The following is a 22,917-nucleotide window of genomic DNA, read 5'->3' as shown; positions in this document are numbered from 1 at the left end:
TATGACCATAGAAGAACGCCTCAACGAGATAGTAGAAAAAGGACAAGGCGACGCCATCATCCCTTTTCTGCAAGGACTAACGCAGGAAGAACGAAAAACACTTGTTCCCTGTCTTAACAAATTGGAAGAACACTACAATAAATTCGTGCAACTTAACGAAAACACATACGGTACACACGGAACTCCCGAACAGCATCGTATCATCAATCTTACCGCCCTCGTCATCTACTCGCTGAAAGAATTCCGCAAACACCAATGGGGAATCTATACGGAACAACTGAATGAATTGATCCCATGGTATATTCCTTCCTGGCTCGACAGTTTCTTCAAAGAGGGTGAAAGCAAGGAATTCGGCGGTTTCTATGGAATGAATTACGAAACTCTGATGGATTGGATAGAACAGGGAGTACTCACCCTAACACCCTCTCCGCAAACCATCGCCGGTTATCTGGTGAACTACATGAACAACACCGATTTCCTGCAAAAGCGGGCAATCACACTCAAAGAACATATCTGGTATCTGTTCCAATACGATTGCGGGCAAAACTGGACGGATAATCGTACAGGCGGACAACCTTATTTCTCTTTCAGATACTTCGTAGAACACGGTCAACTAGATCGTATGCGTGTATTAAAAGAATCTTTGCTTGCCGTCAACCGGAATCTGAACAAAAACCTAAGCAGTTGGTTTGCAGGCATGTTTACCGCACTTAGCCCCAATATAGAAGAACAGCTGACACTTCAACCGGAAATATTCGCCGTTCTGTCCGCCCCTCACAGCCGTCCGGTAAATATCATACTCGGATTGCTGAAGAACCTATGCACTCACCCACAATTCCAGATTGAAGAGTTTCTAAATCAGACTTCCGTGCTCTTTGCTTCGGACGTAAAAGCGATTCACCAAAACACACTGGCTGTACTCCATAAGCTGGCAAAAGAAAGAAAAGAACATCGCGACGCTATCTGTTGTGCAGCCGCACAAGGACTGATGAGCCGGGAAGAATCCACCCAAAGTAAGATAGTCAAACTCATTCAGACGTATGGAGAGACAGCATCCACCACATTAAAAGAGGTACTTTCCATATATACGGAAACCATGTTGGCCAATACTAAAAAGGATCTGAAAGCGTATTTGGAAAATAACGAGCCGGAAGATTCCGCCTCTTTCACGTATGAGCCAATACTCCCTATCATCCGTGAAGACAACCGGATACAGGAAATCACTTCCACTGAAGACCTGATATTTCTAGCCAGCCAAGTGCTCGACGTGAACGAGATCTATCACTTCGACCTGTTACTCGGCGCCTTAGTGGAATGGGACCGACAACAGGAAGCAAAACAAATCTCTCAATGGACCCCTATCCTCCAACGTGCCTACAAATTGCTGATGAGCGGAGGGAGTTCCCGAAACGGTATATTAGACCAGTTAATGGCCATCTTCCTCCTTGATTATGCCAAACTGCTGATTAAACGTTTCCCTGAAGAAGCCCAAGAGTTAAACAACTTACATCTGAAAATGGTACAAAAAGACGAACTTCAAAAAGGCAAATGGGGGTATCGTAATCTGCAAAAACTTACCATTCGTGAAAAGACGAACAAAAAAATAAAGTTCCCCGTTCATAAGCAACTGTTATGCCGGACATTAGACCTTCTGGAAAGCAAGGAGAAACCTTTGCCCCTATTGTCCACTCCCACTCATACACCGATGTTTATCGCTCCGGCAACCCTGATAGAAAGATTAAAACAATATCAGCAGGCAAATGCCGAACCGGACGATATGGATATGCAAACGGCACTTTCACGAGTGGCACTGGAAAGTTCGTCGCAAGAGCTTCCTCTGCTCCTCCAAAGTTTGAAAGGAGAATACCGGCACCTGCTCACTTTTTTGCTGGGAGAAAAAGACGTACTTCCCCAAGCACCTTTCAATCATCCTTCCTGGTGGATGATGGCAGGATTAATGAAATCACCGGAAACAATCTATACTGAATTTAAAGACTTCTCTTACAATAAAAGTCCACGTGAATTTCTGACCGGAAACTTTAAATGGAGAACCTATCAGTATACTGACTCGTACACGGATTATAACAAGAAAACGGTAGAATGGATTTGTTCAACTCTTACTTTCGATATTCCGGAAAGCGAGAACTCTCATGTCATCAATAAAGACAAATATAATGAAAGAGTCAGTTACTATTCATACGATCCGCATCCGTTACTGGTTGAAATGTACCCACAGATAGAACGTTTTGACGACATACAGAACGACTTGCCACGTTTGGCATGGTTAACTCCCAATATACCGGAGCCACTATTGGTATGGTGCATCCGCAGCGCCATATACGACCCGACGTTAAATGAGGTAAGGGAAGCAGGTATCACCCAAGCTGCCATTGAAGCGCTTCATCAGTTAAGGCATACATGGCACGAAGTGTCTTATCTGCTGGAAGCCACTTGCATGCTGGTAGCCGATAAAACTTCCCGTTCCTATGCTGCCGAAATCTGGATAGAGCGTGTAGGTCAAGGCTCCATAGACAGTGGACGAATAGGCAGTATCTTAGGTTCGCATCAACATACCGGCTGGGGACCACTGAAAAGACTCACTGACCTGATACAGCAACAAATGATAAACGTCAGTCCGCTGCATAACCGGGAATTGGAGAAACTAATCGTGGCAATGTTGACCGGACTTCCAGAAAAGCCTGTCAAAGACTTAAAGAAATTACTGGAAATATATGCAGAGCTGTTATCCATCAACCATAGCAAAACCGAAGACGAACATGTTTTGCACCTGCTTGACGCATGGAAAGGAGTGGCCAATCTGAAGAAAGCAGTAGCTAATATCCAACGGTAAGAGAGGTAGCTTATTGGAGCTAAAGCCGAAAAGAAGTATCTTTGGCACACTAAATACAAAAGGTTGAATGATTATTCTAAAATATAGTTTAGCTATTTTCTGTTTGCTGCTGACAGGATGCTCCTTCTTTTCCAGTCATAAGGAAAAGGAGAGCACTCCCCTCATGGAATACGAACAAACGACGGAGGATATACAACCACACGAAGAATATTCCACCGTCTCACCACCGGAGCGAAGCGAAATGGCTCTCTACATGGACTCATTAGGGCTCGTCAATATAGCTGACCTGGATAGCAGTCTCGTTGTAAAACTGATGTATACACAGGCTGATAATTTCACAGGCGAAGTGCTTTACGACAACTTAACGGAAGCCTACCTGCATCCGGATGCGGCATACGCTCTGATAGAAGCACAAAAAGCCTTAAAGAAACTACACCCGTCTTATAGTCTTATCATTTACGATGCGGCGCGTCCAATGTCGGTACAGAAAAAGATGTGGAACGTAGTGAAAGGAACGTCCAAATATAAATATGTCTCCAACCCCAACCGTGGAGGCGGGTTACACAACTACGGACTGGCAGTAGACATCAGTATCCAAGACTCTCTGGGACAGCCCCTACCGATGGGAACCAAAGTAGACCACTTAGGCATGGAAGCACACATCACAGACGAGATCGGATTGGTACATAATGGAAAAATGAGTGAAACAGAGCGTCAGAACCGATTACTGCTACGAAAAGTGATGAAAGAGGCCGGATTCCGTGCATTATCCAGCGAATGGTGGCATTTCAATTTTTGCAGCCGGGACGTAGCCAAACAGAAGTATAAGTTAATACCATAACCGACACTCAACAACCCCATAATCAGAGCTCGACGATTCATTGTAATATCCTATAACACAATAACACCATGATGCAAATCTCTCCTGAAACTCAACTTTTTATTCGCGAACATTCATCGGACGATGTACGTGCGCTGGCTTTACAAGCTAAAAAGTACCCGGATATAGATATGCCAACTGCCATCACCCAAATTGCAGGAAGGAAGGTAGCGGCCGAAAAGATTCCTTCATGGTGGGAAATCGAAAAGATATGGTATCCGAAACATCTGTCGCTGGAACAATGCTCTTCAGAAATCACCGCCCGCTACAAAGCACGTCTTTTGCAGGGAGATTCTCTGACCGACCTCACCGGCGGATTCGGCATTGACTGTTCTTTTCTTGCCATCGGATTCAAGTCCGCCACTTACGTAGAACGTCAGGAGGAACTCTGCGAAATAGCAGCACATAACTTTCCCGTACTGAATCTAAACCATATAAACATAAAAAACGAAGACGGAGTAACCTACCTGCAAGCAATGTCCCCCGTAGACTGCCTTTTCCTCGACCCCGCACGTCGCAATGAGCACGGCGGAAAAACGGTTGCCATCTCCGACTGCGAACCAAACGTAGCCGAACTGGAAGAGCTTTTACTTCAAAAGGCCAACCGGGTAATGATAAAACTCTCCCCCATGCTCGATCTTTCATTGGCACTGAAAGAACTGAAACAGACACAAGAAGTTCACATTCTGTCCGTCAACAACGAATGTAAGGAACTACTTATCCTACTCGGACAAACATCACCGACAGAAATCTCCATTCATTGCGTGAACCTCTCCACGAAAGGGACTCAAGAAGAACAACACTTTGTATTCACCCGCGAACAGGAGCAATACAGCGAATGTACGTATACGGATTCTTTAGAAACCTATCTTTACGAACCGAATGCCTCCCTTCTGAAAGCCGGTGCTTTCCGTAGCATTGCAGCAGCTTACCCTGTCCGCAAACTGCATCCCAATAGCCATCTTTATACTTCCGATACTTTCATTGAAAACTTCCCCGGAAGAATATTCCGTATTGTCAACCAGTGCAGTTTCAATAAAAAAGAAGTAAAGGAGAATCTGACAGACCTGAAAAAAGCAAATGTGACTGTCCGTAACTTCCCCGCCACAGTAGCCGAACTCCGCAAACGAATCCATTTGGCTGAAGGAGGAGATACCTACTTATTTGCCAGTACATTAAATAATGGGCAAAAAGTTCTGATTCGCTGTGAGAAAGTCTGAACTATTTTCTATTTTTGCAAAAAAGAAACACAATCTAAACTAATCCAGATGAATCAAACACTCATAAAAGCGATTCTATTACTAATTGCATTCACCTTGTCCTGTCACACTCCACTTTTCTCACAGAGAGATTTTGAGCGACACGAGTTCTCTTTTCACGCGGGCTACGGTGTTATGTTCCATCACCCTCCCACACTCACGTTAAGCACCCATAGCTACCAACGTACACTCGCACAAGGCGTAAGCTGGGATGGACAATATAATTTCCGCCCTCTCAAACGTTTTGTCTTTGGAGGAATCTACTCCGGATTTTCTTCCAAAGGAAGTCATCCGGAAGGGAAGGACCATTTATGGGTTCATTTCATTGGCACCCAAATCGGAATGTGTAATGCCAACACCAAACATTGGCAAATCCGCGTAACAACCGGTCCCGGTGGAGTCATTCTACGGAACAACAGTGAGGTGTTCGGCAAAACACGGAAAGTAAAAGCCTTCACTATTGGTCTTTTGACCAATGCCAATCTCACCTATAAGCTGAATCCCAATCTGGGAGTCAGTCTAGGAGTACAATATATGTATAGCGAACTGCTTAGAATGAGAACCCACTATCACGGAGAAAGGGTTATTGTAAAACTCGATGGCAATGATGATACCAACCTCACACGAATAAATTTCACTACGGGATTATCCTATTACTTCTAACATTCACTAAAAAAGCACTATGAAGAAATATATACTCATTCTTTTTTCCATCATCAGCTTTTGGAGCTGTACGGAAGATGAATCGATTGACATCACCGTTTTACCTCCTGCCACCACTACAGGTGCCAACACCTTTGGCTGCCTGATGGACGGATGGATTTATGTGGGAGGACGATACCTGAATTGGGGACACTCGTATGTCTGGACGTATGATTCATTCCACTACTATCCGGAGGAGGACAAACTATCCGTCCATGTTTGCGTTAAGCCTGACATCAACATACACTTTACCATTTTATCCCCCCGGGAAGGAGAAGAAGCAACTCTCACCGATATACGGTTCAGAGGAGAAGAACTGGAAGACGGAACAGCCTTTATAAGCCATTTCGACCCAGAATTGAATATTATCAGTGCAACCTTCGGCAACGGCAAACGTCTGACTAACGGACGTTTTGATATTCATTATACAACACAACAATAATAACGGCGGCGACAGTAATAACAGCAGCAACACATCCTCTCATCCGGAGCTTCCGGATGCTGTAATATAAACGTAGCATAATTGTTACACGTTCTTCAACCGGCTGTAAAAAGTAAGAAACGTCAACCCTCTACTTTTGCAGCAAATAATTAACGCACGCTAACATTTATGAAACGATTTTTGAAATTTGTCTCATTCGTTCTTTTAGTCATGAGCACAAGCGGTAACACTTTCGCAGAAGAAAAAGTGAACATAGTCAGACAAGGCACTATCCGCGGACGCATTGTAGATACTTCCAAACAAACTCTCCCGGGAGCATCCATCTACATCGAAAAATTACATACCGGAGTGACGAGCGATGTCAACGGTTATTATACTTTCGCCAATCTTACTCCAGGCACATACACTATCAAAGTCAGCTACGTAGGCTACTCACCCGTTGAAATGAAAATCACCATTCCTGCCGGAAAGACACTCGAGAAAGACGTAGTCTTGAATGAAGGACTCGAGTTGCAAGAGGTAGTAGTAGGCGGAGCCTTCCAGGGACAACGACGCGCCATCAATTCGCAGAAGAACAAGCTGGGTATCACTAATGTCGTTTCAGCCGATGAGGTAGGTAAATTTCCTGATTCCAATATTGGGGATGCGTTGAAACGTATCAATGGCATCAACGTACAATACGATCAGGGGGAAGCCCGCTTCGGACAAGTACGCGGCACTTCAGCCGATCTTAGTTCCGTTACAATCAACGGCAACCGCCTCCCTTCTGCCGAAGGCGACACACGCAACGTCCAGCTCGACCTGATCCCCGCTGATATGATACAGACCATCGAAGTAAACAAAGTGGTTACTTCGGACATGGATGGAGACGCCATCGGCGGTTCTATCAATCTGGTCACTAAAAGTACGCCTTACAAGAGAGTTATCAGTGCTACAGCAGGGACTGGATACAACTGGATCAGCGAGAAAGCCCAACTGAACCTGGGTTTCACTTACGGCGACCGTTTCTTTAACGACAAACTGGGAATGATGGCAGCCGTCTCTTATCAAAATGCTCCGGTAGGTTCGGATGATGTAGAATTTGAATACGATGTCAACAAGAAAGGGGAAGTCGTAATGGTGGAAGCACAAAAACGCCAGTACTACGTGACACGTGAACGCCAAAGCTACTCACTTGCCTTCGACTACGAAATAAACCCGAACCACCGACTGACGCTGCAAGGCATCTACAACCGTCGTCACGACTGGGAAAACCGCTATCGCGTCACCTACAAAGACCTGGACAAAACAGGACTGGACGATGAAGGTGAAATGCAACAATCTGCCCAGATAGAGACTAAGGGAGGTACCCCCAACAACAGAAATGCCCGTCTGGAACTACAACAGACAATGGATTTCAGTCTGGGCGGAGAACACCAGTTCGGTAAACTGTCCATGAACTGGGGAGCTTCTTACGCACGTGCCAGCGAAGACCGCCCGAACGAAAGATATTTTAATCTGAAACAGAACTTTCTCGGATTTAACATCGTAGATGCAGGCGGCCGTTTCCCGTATGTGACAACAGACGTAAGTCTGCACAACGGCGAAGTGGATGGTGAAAGAGGTAAATGGAAAGTGAAAGAACTGACTGAAAGCAATCAGGAAATCTACGAAAAAGACTTGAAATTCAAAGTTGACTTCGAACTGCCGCTGGTTAACGGAATCTATGGAAACAGTCTGAAATTCGGAGCCAAATACGCATCTAAGACTAAAAATCGTGATGTGACTTGCTACGACTACGCAGATGCATACAAAGATACCTACCAGACAGAATACATGAACAATCTCACAAGCCAGATTCGCGACGGTTTCATGCCCGGCAATCAGTATAAAGCCACCGATTTCGTATCGAAAGAATATCTGGGTTCGCTCGACCTGAAAAATATGGAAGGCGAACAAGTGCTCGAAGAATCTTCCGGCAACTATCACGCTAAAGAAAATGTCACTTCCGCTTTCTTCCGCTTCGACCAGAACTTGGGAAAGAAACTAAAAATGATGCTGGGGCTCCGCATGGAAGCCACTCATATCAAATACGACGGCTGGAACTGGATGGTGGATGAAGACGAAAATGAAACGCTTCAACCGACCGGGAATCATAAGAACAATTATACCAACTGGCTCCCCAGCGTATTATTGAAATATGATGTAACCGATGACTTCAAAGTACGCGCATCTTTCACAGAGACATTGAGCCGTCCTAAATATTCCGCATTAATCCCATGCGTCAATATCAACCGCAGCGATAACGAACTGGTGATGGGTAACTCCGACCTGACTCCCACCATTTCCTACAACTTCGATTTAAGTGCCGATTACTATTTCAAAAGTGTCGGTCTGGTCAGCGCAGGTATCTTCTATAAAAAGATCAATGACTTTATTGTCGATCAGGTAATTGGTAATTATACCTACCAGAATAACGAATACAAGAAGTTCACCCAACCCAAAAACGCAGGTGATGCCGACTTGCTTGGCGTAGAACTTGCCTATCAACGCGATTTCAGCTTCATTGCTCCCGCATTGAAATGCGTAGGATTCTACGGTACATACACCTATACTCACACCAAAGTGAACAACTTCAACTTTGAGGGACGCGAAAATGAGAAAGACCTTTCCCTGCCCGGTTCTCCCGAACACACGGCAAATGCATCGCTCTACTTTGAGAAAAAAGGATTCAACGTGCGTCTATCCTACAACTTTGCATCCAGCTTTATCGATGAAATGGGAGAAGTTGCCGCACTTGACCGCTACTACGATGCCGTAAATTACATGGACCTGAATGCAAGCTATACATTCGGCAAGAAGTTCAAAACAACGTTCTATGCAGACGCTACCAACCTATTGAACCAACCTTTACGTTATTACCAGGGCACTAAAGACCGTACCATGCAGTCAGAGCACTACGGTGTAAAGATAAATGCCGGTGTAAAAATAAACTTCTGATACGAACTAAATCACGCCATTTATTCCTTTAAAAGGAAGCCCCCGTTGGTTTAAAAGGAACGGGGTGTTGGTTTAAAAGGAACGACCTCTTCCTTTTAAACCAACAAACCCGAAAAAATTGAAGTAATTACGTACATTTATAAATCACTAATATACAACAGAATATGAATATTAAGATTAAAAGTTTATTGATTCTCTCCCTGATCTTCGTCTGCACATTTGTTCAGGCACAGTTGACGGATTACTCTATATTTGACAAGAAGTTTAACTTCTATGTAGCAAACGATTTAGGGCGTAACGGCTATTACGACCAGAAGCTAATTGCCGAATTAATGGGTACGATGGGCGAAGAGATAGGCCCCGAATTTGTTCTGGCTACCGGAGACGTTCATCACTTTGAAGGAGTCCGCAGCGTAAACGACCCCTTGTGGATGACCAACTACGAATTAATTTATTCGCATCCGGAACTGATGATTGACTGGTTCCCTATCCTGGGAAACCATGAATATCGTGGAAACACGCAAGCCGTATTGGATTACACCAACATCAGTCGCCGCTGGATAATGCCCGACCGTTATTACACCCGGACATTCGAAGAGAAAGGTGCCACCATCCGCATTATCTGGATCGACACCACTCCTCTGATCGAGAAATACCGCAAGGAAAGTGACAAATATCCCGACGCCTGCAAACAGGATGTCAACAAACAACTGTCATGGTTGGAATCTGTGCTTGCCAATGCCAAAGAGGACTGGATTATCGTAGCCGGACACCATCCCATCTACGCTTATACCCCCAAAGAAGAAAGTGAACGACTGGACATGCAGAAACGGGTTGACTCCATCTTACGCAAACATAAGGTAGATATGTATATCTGCGGACACATCCATAACTTCCAGCATATCCGTGTTCCGGGAAGCGACATCGACTATATCGTCAACTCCGCCGGCTCACTGGCACGCAAAGTGGAGCCTATCGAAGGAACGAAATTCTGTAGCCCCGAACCGGGCTTCTCCGTTTGTTCTATCGACAAAAAAGAGCTCAACCTTCGTATGATAGATAAAAAAGGGAATATACTTTATACGGTTACCCGAAAGAAATAAATTCTCTTGATGATATAAATTCTACTCTCAGTGAAAAAACACACAACCGGAGGTGTTCCTTTCGTGATGAAAGGGACACCTTTTTTAATCAGGTTTATTTTCTTCCCCCGCCTTATTGGAAGGATTATTACTTTTCTGATACTCTTTGGGAGTGGTTGTCTCATTTCCATCCCGTACAGCCATATAGTGCGGCGACATAATTTCAATACCGGCTTCATTAAATTTATCCTGAATATTCTGATGCAAATCCGAATAAATCTGTGCCATTTTATCTGCCTCCCTGATGTATGCATTGATTTGATAGACCGGATACCAGTCGCTTAAAGAGGTCTCTAACACAAACGGACGCGGATCATCTACCACTCCGGGAGTGTTCAATGCAGCATCAATCAGTATCTGATTAACCTGTCGCCAGGGAATATCATAACCGATGGATACTTCCGAGTGAATAATCAGCCCATATTCACGTGCCGAGGTACTATAATTTACCGTATGAGACGACATGATAAATGAGTTAGGTACGGTCACCACCTCATTCTTGGGTGTCCGGATACGGGTAACAAGAGGAGTCTTTTCGATAATATCTCCCGTGGTATCATTCAATTTGATCCGGTCGCCCATTTTGAACGGGCGCATATAAGTAATCACCAGTCCGGCAATAATATTACCGATAACCGTACTTGATCCGAGCGAAACAATCAACCCGACGAATACTGAAATACCTTGGAACACACCGGAATCAGAACCCGGCAGATAAGGGTAAATCATCGCAATCATAAATGCATAGAGCAGGAAACGGGCGATATGGAAAGTCGGCATTGCCCAGTCCGGATAGAAGCCGTTGATTTTGAGCCGTCCTGCTTCCACCTCACGCGCCAGATACAGAACGAGACGCACCAGATACTTCACAGCATACCAGATAACGATGATAGTAAACAATTTGGGTATGTAATCGATAATACCGACAAAGATAGTGCGAACCGGGTTCCAGATATAGCCTAACAGGCGGTATGCCAGTCCTTCCGTCTGCGGGAAGATGATAAAAATCAGCGGTACGGTAAACAGTAGCTGCAAGGCCATCAGTATATAGCGCCCGATACTGGACAGGAACACTAACAGATTCGCCTGTTTCTGCGCATCCAGCAATTCATATCCCTGTATCGATACCGGTTTAATCTTCGTATCTTTCAGACGCAGGATACGCACTTTCAGTTTTCGGAACAGCCAGTTGGTCAAGCGGAACAGGAAATACTGCCCTACAATCACCAATACAAAATAAAGCACACGTTTGGCCATTCGCCAAAGTCCGTGTTCCGCTTTCATCTCGTGCAGTTTGGTGATGACATTCTGCTGCCTTTCTTTGGCCAGCGAGTCACGGGAAATGCCTTCCCATAAAGCATCCTGATCGGTAAGAGAAAGCAATACCTTACTGCCATACATCAAATCGGAGACAATATCCGAATGATCGATAGCCACAGAGTCGGGTTGCAAATTAAAGCGTTTTCCTATTTCTTCAATCGCCGCACCGGTCATTTGAGCACGTTGCTGGGGAGTATATCCGCCTCGTTTAGTGAAAAGGTAAAATAAAGTATCGCCGTCCGCCACTACCGGTACTCCTTTAGTGAACTGGCGCAAAGAGTCGATACGCTGTCTCTGCTGTGCATATTTTACAGAGTCGGCGGAAGCCATCTGGAGCTTCATCTGTTCCATTTCCATCCGCATATTCGCCTCATTGAGCCGGGCTTCTTCCAACGATTTCTGCATATTCGCCAGATGGATAGAGTCCGAATCCCGTTTCAGAGGAACATGTCCGTTCGTTATTGTATCTCCGGCAAATATCTTCTTGACAGCCTGTTCCAGCTGTGCTTGCGCACCGATTGCCAGGAAAGAAAGGAATAACACCAGTAATGACCGCTTCATTTTATTTATTTCCATACCTTATACTCCTTGATTATAATTAAGGTAAATCTAACTTTTCATTAAAAACAGGGCAAACATACGGATTGTTTTTGACATTACCATTTCCAATTTGATTATCTTTGCCACTAAAAGAGAAAAACCATGAATATATTGCTACTCATCGGAGGATTAATCCTCATTCTTTTAGGAGCTAACGGGTTGACAGATGGTGCTGCTTCAGTAGCCAGACGTTTTCGCATCCCTCCCATCGTAATCGGTCTTACCATCGTTGCATTCGGCACTTCCGCCCCTGAACTGACGGTCAGCGTATCTTCCGCCCTCAAAGGCAGTACGGATATTGCCATAGGTAACGTAGTGGGAAGTAATATTTTCAATACATTGATGATTGTAGGCTGCACGGCATTATTCGCCCCGATTGTCATCACCCGCAATACACTTAGAAAAGAAATTCCGCTCTGTATACTTTCTTCCATTGTCCTGCTGATTTGTGCCAATGACGTCTTTCTGGATAAAGCTTCAGAAAATATCCTGAACAGAGTAGACGGCTTGTTGTTGCTTTGCTTCTTTGTCATTTTCATGGGCTACACTTTTGCCATCGCTTCCAAGCCGGCTACAATGGAACAACAAGCAGAATATCCGGTCATAGAAGAGGAAACAGAAATCAAATCACTGCCCTGGTGGAAATCCATTCTTTATATCATCGGAGGTTTGGCTGCACTTATTTATGGAGGTCAGTTGTTTGTCGACGGCGCTACGGGCATCGCCCGCAACCTGGGTGTCAGCGAATCGATTATCGGGCTGACTCTGGTGGCAGGAGGAACTTCTCTTCCTGAACTGGCTACGTCTATCGTTGCCGCATTAAAGAAAAATCCGGAAATAGCCATCGGAAATGTGATTGGTAGTAACCTCTTCAATATATTCTTTGTACTGGGATGCAGCGCGAGCATCACGCCTCTCCACCTTAGCGGAATCACCAATTTCGACTTGTTCACATTAGTAGGTTCCGGTATTCTGCTTTGGTTATTCGGGTTGTTCTTTGCCAAAAGAACGATTACAAGAATTGAAGGAGGGGTTATGATACTTTGTTATGTGGCATACACGGTGGTATTGATTTATAACACTTAAATAATATAACAAAAGACCTGATATTCTGCCTCATTCCAAGCAATCCTCCCCTCCTTAGACATAGAAACAGGAACAATACGAATATTTAAAGATTTCTTTCCCTTAGTATATCTGGCTGGAATTTCAAAATCATCTTCCAGCCAGCGTTTATAAGGATTGCTATCAGCTACATACCATAAACGTTCTATAACCTCTTCACCATCAACAAAAACACGTGCAGCTTGCCGGGCATCGTTTTGATCACTCAACCTACGCAAGCGCACTCCTTCATTTTGAGAAAGGATATTCACTCTGAAGCTACTACAGTTCTTGAACCGGACAACTTCTCCCATGCATAAAACACCGTCCTCTTTCCCTTCAAAGAAACTTTCCAGTTTTGTTTTCCGCACATTGCCCATAGCCTTATAAGAATGCTGTTTAATAGCATGCGGAGAACTCAAATTCAAACTATCGGTTTTCACCAACACACTTTTATCCTGACCATAATAAAAGATAGTACCCGAATGTTCCAAATACTGATTGTTATATTCTCCCGACTCTATTCCAAACTTTAACTCCGAATAGAAAGGATAACTATCACCAATACAAAAACGAGTCATAGACCAAGGATTATCCGGAAGACCGTCATATCCACCCATCGGATGTACTTCAGGTGGAGTCGGGAATCCCCAGCCATAACAAACATAACTTTCAGAACCGTCACTCTCAACTTGTGGTGTCCGTTTGCCGTCAACATATACACGAACATCCCCTTCGCAAGAAATGATATGTGAACGTTCGGCATGACATGTGATATGAGCGGCAACCATTTTTCCTCTTCCTTGAATAGCAGCTATCGGACTATCTGTTCCTGCCACATATTTTCGTGTATAATATGGTGTATTACGAAAGTATCCGGTATTAGATGTAGGATAAACCGAGCGAGAAACTGCTATTTCTGAAAATCCCAAAGAAACAGGAACGCCACTACGATTTTCAATCATTATCTTCACATGCTTCCAATATGGCATTGGAAAATAATTATAGAACCAACCGTCCGTGTTATATCCGGACAGTAAATAGTTAGTATCGTGAAAACCCAAAGAGTTACCTCCCAGACAAGCCAAAGGACAAGAAATGTCGGGTTGTTGATGAGCATCCCAAAACATATGAATCCACACATCCTGCAAGTGCTGCTCATTAATCTCCGGAAGATAAAATTTTAAAGAACCGATAGCTCCCTCTCCTTTTTCATCCAATAAAGTAATGCATTCACCAGCATCGACCTTTTGTTCCGACTTTCGATGATATGCCAATTGATCATCACACAAAAAACTGCTTCCCTGTTTCTTCCACAATTGTATCAAAGTATCATAATTCTCCTTCCCGGTAAATGTCTTGATTCCATTGTCCGTGTAAGTGTGGTATACAACATGTCCCCAACCTCCTTCACCTTTTGTTCTGTCATAGCCTTCCAATTTTACATCTGTAGTCACACGACACCCCTTATTAAATGCCATCGGTACAAAGCTTCGTGCCACACGTATGGGACCTCTTCCATTATCAAACGGACCAATATAGCTTTCAGCCAAAGGTTTTATAAAAGGAGCCTTCTCCCCAAATTCAGATAAACGCAGACTAAAACGAGGTGCTTCTTCTCCATCAAAATAAAAACGGAACAGAGGATCGCTTGAACTCATATAACGATGTTGCACAAGATTATAAATACATCCCGGACCCTCAACATCAAAGATGACCCATTCTCCACGCTGATCCTGATAAAGACTCCAATCCCAATCGGCATTCTTTCCTTTTTTATCAATACTGCCTTCATAATGTACCGAAACTCCACGATCTAACAAAGGCAAAGAAGCAATATTCACCATCCGGGATATACCATAAGAAATACTATCCGGCTGCTTATCCGACCAGACCTCTGTCACTAACGGACTGATTGCAGACAATGATACAGTCCCAAATACAGCCCAACAAACTAAAAAAATACTTTTTTTCATAAGGTGATAATTATAAAATAAAACATCAATCTCTCTATAAAATTTAATTCATAAAAGTACGGCAACTTATAGAAGGATACAACCACTTTATTATCAAATTAATATACTATTCTGACCTATAAACATCTGTTATCATATTTATTTTCCTACTTAACCTTTTTGTATATATATAATTAAGGCAATATACTCTCTATTCAAATAATTAGTAAGAAAAGTATCATTATATGATAATAAAGCACTTTTTTACATATGTTTTTTGTGCTTACTTTGCAACGTCCATCTTATATGTTATATCTAATTTATTATGAAAATGAAAAAAGTCTTTTTATTCATCACTCTATTCTCCATGATATCATTATTCAGTTACAGCAAAGATCCTGTAAAACAATGGGGACAACTACAAGTAAAAGGTAATCAATTATGTAACCAGGCCGGAGAACCTATCGTATTAAGAGGGGTCAGTTATGGTTGGCATAATCTATGGCCCAGGTTTTACAATAAGCAATCTGTAAAATGGTTGAAAAAAGATTGGAAATGCACCGTTTTACGCGCAGCAATGGGAACAGTTATTGAAGATAATTACATTGAAAATCCGGAATTTGCTCTAAAATGCATGAATAAAGTAATTAAAGCAGCCATCAAAAATGATATTTATGTAATAATTGACTGGCACACTTATTACCCGCAGCAAAAAGAAGCGAAGGCATTTTTCTCAATGATGGCACAAAAGTATGGGAAGTACCCTCATATTATTTATGAGATATACAATGAACCCATGGAAGACAGTTGGGAAAGTGTGAAAGAATATGCGACTGACATCATATCTGAAATACGTAAATATGATCCTGACAATATCATTCTCGTAGGCAACCCTCATTGGGATCAGGACTTACATCTGGTAGCAGAAAGCCCTTTAAAAGGATTTAATAATATAATGTATACTCTTCATTTTTATGCCGCCACCCACAAACAAGAGCTACGGGATAGAGCTGAAGCAGCATGGGAAAAAGGCATTCCTATCTTTGTTTCAGAATGTGCCGGTATGGAATGTACTGGCGATGGACCATTAGACATACCGGAATGGACCCGCTGGGTAGAATGGTTGGAAAGCAAAAAAATCAGCTGGGTCAACTGGTCCATTTCAGACAAGAACGAAACCTGCTCCATGATCCTCCCACGAGCTAATAAAAACGGAGGATGGGACGAGTCACTAATAAAACCTGCAGGCCTCCAAAGCCGTAAGTTTATCCGACAATACAACTCACATATTTATAAAAAATAAAGAATGATAAAATAATATCAGCTTTAGGCAAAAAACGTCAATTATTTACATTCCCGATTCGTTAACTTTGCACCAATAAATAACAATACGAGATTTTATACTAAAGTTAATTTTAAATTTGATAAAAATGAAAAAGAATCTCTTTTCTTTTCCCCGCTCAAAAGTGCGGATGCTTAAAGAGTCAAAAAGAGTCTGGCTCTTCTTGATTATGTTCTGGATAGTAAATACAGCTGCCGTAGCAGCAGGTATTGAGATTAAGGGTACTGTAACAGACAGCAAAGGCGAACCTCTTCCCGGGGTTAATATTGTTGAACTAGGAGTCAAAAAAAACAATGGTACTATCACCGACTTGAGTGGTAAATATACTATAACAGTTGAAAGCCAGAAATCTGTTCTTCAGTACACTTTTATCGGCTATAAAACAACAGAAGTTACTGTAGGAAATCGCAAAACAATCAACGTTTCATTAAAAGATGATACTCAGTCTCTGGATGAAGTGGTAGTCATCGGTTATGGTACAATGAGGAAAAAAGATTTATCCGGAGCCGTTGCTTCTATCAAAAGTGATGATCTGATGATCGGTAATCCTACCAATATTTCCCAAGCTTTACAAGGTAAGTTAGCCGGTGTGCAGGTAAACCAGAGTGACGGCGCTCCCGGTTCAGGTGTAAGTATCACTATCCGTGGCGCAAACTCGTTCTCTACAAATTCACAGCCACTTTACATCGTTGACGGCATTCCGTTCGAAGTGGGAGATACTCCGAGCAGTAAAGCAAATGAAGGCAATAATTCCACCACCAATCCGCTTTCATTAATCAACCCTAACGACATCGAATCAATCGATATATTGAAGGATGCTTCTGCAACAGCTATTTATGGTTCCCGCGGAGCCAATGGTGTTGTATTGATCACCACTAAAAGAGGTCGTGCCGGAGACGCTAAGGTTGAGTTCTCTGCCAACTTCGGCCTTTCTAAAATAGCCAAAATGGTAAAAATGCTGGATGCTTACACCTACGCTAATTATGTAAATGAAGGTGTAATCAACGGAGCTGCTTATGACAATCTTCCCTATTCATACCTTCCTTATCGTGGAAAATGGAACTACCGTCGCGATGAGAACGACAAAATCGTTCCTAACTCCGGTAAATACTATGCTTCACCGGAAGATTATCTCAACCCTGGCTATCGTGAAGATGAATATGGCAATAAAGAGTGGGTGGAGGGTACAAACTGGATGGATGAAATCTTACAGGATGCATTAACACAGGAATACAACCTTAGTGTATCGGGAGGAAATGAGAAAAGCAATTATGCATTCTCCGGTAATTACACAGATCAATCGGGTATCATCAAGAATTCCGGTTATGAACGTTTTGCTGTTCGTGCCAACATCGGGAGCCACATCAAACCTTGGCTGAACACAGGATTGAATATCAACTTCACCCGTTCGTTGACTAAGTTTGCCAAATCAAACTCTTATGATTATAGTATTATCCGTTCTGCCATGCTCTATTTACCAACACTATATGTAGGAGACAAGACAGAGGATGATTCTTACGCATGGTTATCAGCAAATCCTCGCACATACGTTAATACGGCTAAGGACGAACTGAAATCAATCAATGTATTTACTTCCGCTTTTGCTGAAATCTCCATTCTCGATTGTCTGAAGTTCCGCCAGAATTTAGGTATCAGCTATTCGGTAAACGACCGTGCAAGTTACTATAATCGCGAAACGGGAGAAGGCAAAGCATCCAATGGGCGAGCCGGTAAGAGCGATAACTTCTGGCAGAATCTAACTGCAGAATCATTGATCACCTTTGATAAGACATTCAATAAGCTACACCATCTTAATGTAGTAGCAGGTTTTACTTACGAAAAATCAGACTGGGGTGGCAAAACAATGAATGCATCTAATTTTCCGACTGATATCACACAAGACTTCGATATGAGCCAGGCATTAAATATTGAAACTCCGGCCAGTTACCGAGGACAGGCAGTTCTTGTCTCTTTATTAGGACGTGCCAACTACACATTCAAAGACCGTTATATCTTCACAGCGTCATTCCGTCGCGATGGTTCAAGTCGTTTCGCTCCCGGAAACAAATTTGCCAACTTCGCTTCAGGAGCAGTAGCATGGACTCTATCCGAAGAAGAATTCATCAAGAATCTGAATATATTCAGCAATTTAAAGTTGCGCCTCAGCTACGGTCAAACAGGTAACCAGGCCATCAGCAGTTATCAAACTATGGCATCACTTGCACCTTCCAATTATCCTCTGGACGGAACATTGAGCAGTGGATTTGCCGGACAAACTTATAAAGGTCCCCTGAATGACAAACTCAAATGGGAAACAACCGACCAATACAATGTCGGACTCGACATAGGATTCTGGAACAACAGAATCAGCTTATCCGCCAACTATTACTACAAGAAAACCAAAGACCTGTTACAAAATGTATCTATACCTAATAGTACAGGATATACTACCATGTGGACGAATTTCGGCCATGTCAAAAACAAAGGACTTGAGCTAACCGGTAAAATCGTTGCACTGGATAAAAAAGACTGGACTTTAGAATTCGACGGTAACATCTCCTTTAATAAAAACGAAATTGGAGGTTTAACAGCAGATCAATATGCCAACCAATTATGGTATAGCGCCAAAGAAGTATTTTTGCAAAGAAACGGATTGCCTATCGGAACAATTTTCGGCTATATAGAAGACGGCTTCTACGATAATATAGCAGAAGTCCGTGCAGATCCGATATATGCCAAAGCTTCTGATGACGAAGCCCGCAGAATGATCGGTGAGATCAAATATCTGGATAAAAACAACGACGGAAAGATAACATCAGAAGACCGTGCTATCATCGGTGATACCAATCCGGACTTTATTTACGGTTTGAATGCCAACCTACGATGGAAAAACTTGTCTCTGGGACTATTCTTCCAAGGAACTCACGGTAATGATATTTTCAACGGTAACCTGACAAATATCGGAATGAGCAGTATTGCCAATATCACCCAAGATGCTTATGACTCCCGCTGGACACCGGAAAACGCAGCTGGCGCCAAATGGCCCCGCGTCACTACTGCCATGACTCGTGACATGAAACTCTCTGACCGTTATGTAGAAGACGGCTCTTACTTCAGACTAAAAACGATCAACTTAAGCTATAATTTCGGTTCAGTCATAAAAGGTATCAGCAACCTGTCTGTTTTCGGAACAGTAACAAACGTATTCACGATTACAGGTTATAGCTGGTTTGATCCGGATGTAAACGCCTTTGGTTCTGACGCTTCCAGAAGAGGAGTCGATATCTTCTCATACCCGAGCAGCAGAACATATTCAATAGGTTTTAAATTAACGTTATAATCTCAAGAAATGATGAAAAAGAAAAATATATTCATATATCTGATGGCATCCACTCTCCTATTATCCGGAGCAGTAATGACATCATGCGAAAGTATGATCGAAGAAAAGCCTTTCGACTTCATTGTACCTGAAGATGTTGAGGATTCCGATAATGGTGCCGACATGTGGGTAACCGGAGTCTATAATACATTGCACGAAGCCATGTTCAGATATGGTAGTTTTCCACGTCCTCTGGATTATGACTGTGACTATATCTCCGGCGCTGTATGGCAGTTCAGCCAGTTCGGAAGCGGAAACTTCCAGGGAGGTGACGGACAGGCCGATGTACTTTGGACCGGAATGTACTCTTTGATTAACCGGGCCAATATAGCGGTCTCTGAAATCAATAAGATGCAAAATGTATCAGAAGCATTTAAAAAGAATGCATTAGGAGAATGCTATTTTCTTAAAGCATGGGCATATTTCTATCTGGTACGCGCTTATGGAGCTATCCCTATTTATTCTGTCAGTGTAAACGAATCCGGACAATACACCAACAATCCGCGTATTCCGATTGCACAAGTATACACGGAAACAATCATACCTTTGCTTAAAGACGCTAAAGATATGATTTATAAAAACACAGATAATGGTTTTAAACCCGGAAGGGTCTGTGCTGCAACTGCAGCAGGTTTGTTAGCCAAAGTATATGCAACTATCGGCTCTGCTTCTATGGCTACCGGAGAACAAATAACAGTAAAAACCGGTGCACCGTTTGTCATGCAGAATGTAAATGGTACTATGACTAAAGTGTACACAGAACCTGTCCCAACCACATTCTCTAAAGATCAGGTTGCCGGATATGAAAGTTTCTCTTCCGGAGAATACTATAGACTGGCTTATGAAATTGCTGAAGATGTAATAGGAGGAGAATACGGAACACACCAACTTGAAAACTATGATTTGATCTGGTCTCCTTCCGGTAAGACTTGCAGCGAGCATTTATTCAGCTTGCAAACTAAATCCGGAGACGAACTATATGGTACATTATTCAGCTCTCACTACTGTGGCAGACTCAATGCAGCAGGCAACATAGACAACAGCTTGACAGTAGGATGCAGAAAACACTGGTATCTATTATTTGAAGAAAAAGACTACCGTGTAGACAAAGGAGTGTTACATTGCTGGATACGCCAGAACTCCGATACCAGCTGGGGAGGCGGCTCATATTATCCGAATTTCGGAAAATGGCAACGTATGGTTGAAGCTAAAGAACCTCCATTCGATAATCCTAAAGTAACTTCCGGATGGAGATGTGACGAGGGAGGATCAGAACAGTTCTTTGCTTTCACGACTAAATACTCGCAACAGATAGCTGATCAGACACAGCCCCGTACGGATGCTAATTACCCATTCCTCCGCTATGCCGATGTTGTTTTAATCTTTGCAGAAGCAGCCAATGAATTAAACGGTCCGACAAAAGAATCGGTAGATGCTTTAAACGATGTCCGCACACGCAGTAACGCAACAGGCAAAGAATTAGCAAATTTCACCGACAAAGCCAGCCTGCGTTCCGCTATCCTTGAAGAACGTGCAATGGAATTAGCCTTAGAAGGTGATCGTCGTTGGGATTTAATACGCTGGGGAATTTATTTGCAAGCCATGAATGCTTTAGGCGGAATGGATGAGGCAAACAACGTAAAACAACGTTCCAGCAAGCATTTACTGTTCCCGATTCCGACTCTCGAAATCCTGACCAACCAAGGAATTAATGAAAATAATCCAGGATGGGATTAATCACTTATAACCATGTAAAAAAACAGATTATGAAGAAAATAAAATATTTTGCAATAATCGCAGCATCCATATTCGCTTTAACATCCTGTACGGATATTGTTGAAGTGGACGATCTGAAGGCCAAAGAAAACAAACCGTCAACAGGTGCTCCGACCGTAGACAAAGTCGTTTTGGCAACAGATGCCGAATTTCCTATCGACGGGGCAAATTTCGAACAAGTAGTACGAATTGAAGGAACAAATCTCGGAGACATCACTTCACTGAAATTCAATGACATTGAAGTGGATAGCAAGGAGATCTATTCTACCTACGATATGCTTCTTGCACCTATTCCCCGTGCACTTCCTAAAGAAGTGTCAAACACGATTTATATCACAACCAAACATGGAGAACTTAGTATTCCTTTTGTTGTTTCCATCCCTGATTTAACCATCAACGGACTCAAGAATGAATTCACCCAACCGGGAGATACGACAGTTATTACAGGCGACAATTTCGACCTTTACGGCATTACCATCGAAGAAGCGATTGTCAATCTGGGTAACCTACCGGTTAATGTAATCGATGCAACCCGTACAGAACTGACAATAGAAATCCCGGCAAATGCCACTCCCAAATCAACCCTTACCATAAAAGGAGCAAACATGGATGAAGCATACAAACTCACATACATGGATCCGGGAGTATCTCAGCTTTTCGACTTCAACAATTGGCCGGGAGCTGGTGCTTTTACGCATTCCAGTCAATTCCCTGATGCCCCGAAAAATTTCCTATGTGATGGCACATTAGAAGGACAACCGGAACCATTAGTAGAAGGAGGAAAATATATCCGCTTCAATAATTCCGTGAAAGCTTGGGGATGGATGGTTATGTGGGCCGGATATATCACCGTACCGACAGAAGTAGCCGCAGATCCTTCCTCTTACGATTTAAGATTTGAGATTTGTACTGGAGCTAAATTCCCGATTTCAACCCAAGCACGTATCATTTTAGGAGATTATGGATGGTATCCTTCCAAAGGCGGACTTCCAGTCAACACCTATGGCGGATGGCAAACAGTACGAATCAGTGCCGATACGGAAGCATTATTACCTAACCCTATCGATCCTAGTACCAATACTGCTTTCAAAATCATATTTTCACCCGAATCTGCTCAAGATTTCGACTTGAGTATGTGTAATTTCAGATTTGTTCATAAGTAAAAATAAAAAGGGAACGCCAAAAC

General features: G+C 42.9%; 14 protein-coding genes. 12 read left to right on the top strand and 2 right to left on the bottom strand.

Annotated features, from left to right (window positions below):
* Position 1 precedes the first annotated feature (1 nt).
* The 7 genes from NQ505_RS06220 (at position 2) to NQ505_RS06190 (ending at position 10,216) form a co-directional block, all read left to right on the top strand.
* The gene (locus NQ505_RS06220) at positions 2–2,851 is read left to right on the top strand and encodes a DUF6493 family protein (RefSeq protein WP_009001122.1); all 2,850 of its coding nucleotides are present in this window, start codon (positions 2–4) and stop codon (positions 2,849–2,851) included.
* Between the two features lie 67 nt (positions 2,852–2,918).
* A complete protein-coding gene (locus NQ505_RS06215; protein WP_009001123.1) occupies positions 2,919–3,692 on the top strand; it encodes a M15 family metallopeptidase in 774 nt (257 codons plus the stop codon).
* A gap of 68 nt (positions 3,693–3,760) precedes the next feature.
* Positions 3,761–4,951, top strand: coding sequence for a THUMP-like domain-containing protein (locus NQ505_RS06210; protein WP_009001124.1), 1,191 nt, complete (start codon positions 3,761–3,763; stop codon positions 4,949–4,951).
* Positions 4,952–4,999: 48 nt separating this feature from the next.
* On the top strand, positions 5,000–5,653 hold the full coding sequence (locus NQ505_RS06205) for a hypothetical protein (RefSeq protein ID WP_008775247.1): 654 nt from the start codon (positions 5,000–5,002) through the stop codon (positions 5,651–5,653).
* A gap of 19 nt (positions 5,654–5,672) precedes the next feature.
* Entirely contained in the window at positions 5,673–6,134 is a 462-nt protein-coding gene (locus NQ505_RS06200; RefSeq protein WP_009001125.1) for a hypothetical protein, read from the top strand.
* A gap of 168 nt (positions 6,135–6,302) precedes the next feature.
* The gene (locus NQ505_RS06195) at positions 6,303–9,113 is read left to right on the top strand and encodes a TonB-dependent receptor (RefSeq protein WP_009001126.1); all 2,811 of its coding nucleotides are present in this window, start codon (positions 6,303–6,305) and stop codon (positions 9,111–9,113) included.
* A gap of 170 nt (positions 9,114–9,283) precedes the next feature.
* Complete coding sequence (locus tag NQ505_RS06190; protein WP_032854122.1) at positions 9,284–10,216, top strand: metallophosphoesterase; 933 nt, start codon at positions 9,284–9,286, stop codon at positions 10,214–10,216.
* 84 nt (positions 10,217–10,300) lie between these two features.
* Here NQ505_RS06190 and NQ505_RS06185 read toward each other — a convergent pair whose 3' ends face one another.
* The gene (locus NQ505_RS06185; RefSeq protein WP_032854029.1) at positions 10,301–12,151 is read right to left on the bottom strand and encodes a mechanosensitive ion channel family protein; all 1,851 of its coding nucleotides are present in this window, start codon (positions 12,149–12,151) and stop codon (positions 10,301–10,303) included.
* A 126-nt stretch (positions 12,152–12,277) separates the two neighbouring features.
* Between NQ505_RS06185 and NQ505_RS06180 the strand changes: the two genes are divergently transcribed.
* Positions 12,278–13,261 (top strand): calcium/sodium antiporter, encoded by a 984-nt coding sequence (locus tag NQ505_RS06180; protein ID WP_009001129.1) that lies wholly within the window; start codon positions 12,278–12,280, stop codon positions 13,259–13,261.
* Here NQ505_RS06180 and NQ505_RS06175 read toward each other — a convergent pair.
* Positions 13,258–15,255, bottom strand: a complete 1,998-nt coding sequence (locus NQ505_RS06175) for a DUF2961 domain-containing protein (protein ID WP_009001130.1) — start codon at positions 15,253–15,255, stop codon at positions 13,258–13,260. The genes NQ505_RS06180 and NQ505_RS06175 overlap by 4 nt on opposite strands.
* Before the next feature lie 310 nt (positions 15,256–15,565).
* Between NQ505_RS06175 and NQ505_RS06170 the strand changes: the two genes are divergently transcribed.
* The 4 genes from NQ505_RS06170 to NQ505_RS06155 all read left to right on the top strand — a co-directional run bounded on the left by NQ505_RS06170 (position 15,566) and on the right by NQ505_RS06155 (position 22,894).
* The gene (locus NQ505_RS06170) at positions 15,566–16,537 is read left to right on the top strand and encodes a glycoside hydrolase family 5 protein (RefSeq protein WP_009001131.1); all 972 of its coding nucleotides are present in this window, start codon (positions 15,566–15,568) and stop codon (positions 16,535–16,537) included.
* 127 nt (positions 16,538–16,664) lie between these two features.
* A complete protein-coding gene (locus NQ505_RS06165; RefSeq protein WP_009001132.1) occupies positions 16,665–19,916 on the top strand; it encodes a SusC/RagA family TonB-linked outer membrane protein in 3,252 nt (1,083 codons plus the stop codon).
* A 12-nt stretch (positions 19,917–19,928) separates the two neighbouring features.
* Positions 19,929–21,692, top strand: coding sequence for a RagB/SusD family nutrient uptake outer membrane protein (locus tag NQ505_RS06160; protein WP_009001133.1), 1,764 nt, complete (start codon positions 19,929–19,931; stop codon positions 21,690–21,692).
* A gap of 29 nt (positions 21,693–21,721) precedes the next feature.
* Positions 21,722–22,894: a glycan-binding surface protein gene (locus NQ505_RS06155; protein WP_032854124.1), complete on the top strand. Its 1,173-nt coding sequence runs from the start codon at positions 21,722–21,724 to the stop codon at positions 22,892–22,894.
* Positions 22,895–22,917 lie beyond the last annotated feature (23 nt).

The sequence above is a fragment of the Bacteroides sp. D2 genome (assembly GCF_025147085.1).
Taxonomy (GTDB): domain Bacteria; phylum Bacteroidota; class Bacteroidia; order Bacteroidales; family Bacteroidaceae; genus Bacteroides.
The sequence above is the reverse complement of the archived record's forward strand: the minus strand, read 5'-3'. Positions and strand labels throughout refer to the sequence as shown.

Coding starts and splice junctions, on each gene's coding strand:
- NQ505_RS06220 (WP_009001122.1), top strand. CDS start 2: ATGACCATAGAAGAACGCCTCAACGAGATAGTAGAAAAAGGACAAGGC.
- NQ505_RS06160 (WP_009001133.1), top strand. CDS start 19,929: ATGAAAAAGAAAAATATATTCATATATCTGATGGCATCCACTCTCCTA.
- NQ505_RS06185 (WP_032854029.1), bottom strand. CDS start 12,151: ATGGAAATAAATAAAATGAAGCGGTCATTACTGGTGTTATTCCTTTCT.
- NQ505_RS06180 (WP_009001129.1), top strand. CDS start 12,278: ATGAATATATTGCTACTCATCGGAGGATTAATCCTCATTCTTTTAGGA.
- NQ505_RS06205 (WP_008775247.1), top strand. CDS start 5,000: ATGAATCAAACACTCATAAAAGCGATTCTATTACTAATTGCATTCACC.
- NQ505_RS06215 (WP_009001123.1), top strand. CDS start 2,919: ATGATTATTCTAAAATATAGTTTAGCTATTTTCTGTTTGCTGCTGACA.
- NQ505_RS06175 (WP_009001130.1), bottom strand. CDS start 15,255: ATGAAAAAAAGTATTTTTTTAGTTTGTTGGGCTGTATTTGGGACTGTA.
- NQ505_RS06155 (WP_032854124.1), top strand. CDS start 21,722: ATGAAGAAAATAAAATATTTTGCAATAATCGCAGCATCCATATTCGCT.
- NQ505_RS06170 (WP_009001131.1), top strand. CDS start 15,566: ATGAAAAAAGTCTTTTTATTCATCACTCTATTCTCCATGATATCATTA.
- NQ505_RS06165 (WP_009001132.1), top strand. CDS start 16,665: ATGAAAAAGAATCTCTTTTCTTTTCCCCGCTCAAAAGTGCGGATGCTT.
- NQ505_RS06210 (WP_009001124.1), top strand. CDS start 3,761: ATGATGCAAATCTCTCCTGAAACTCAACTTTTTATTCGCGAACATTCA.
- NQ505_RS06195 (WP_009001126.1), top strand. CDS start 6,303: ATGAAACGATTTTTGAAATTTGTCTCATTCGTTCTTTTAGTCATGAGC.
- NQ505_RS06200 (WP_009001125.1), top strand. CDS start 5,673: ATGAAGAAATATATACTCATTCTTTTTTCCATCATCAGCTTTTGGAGC.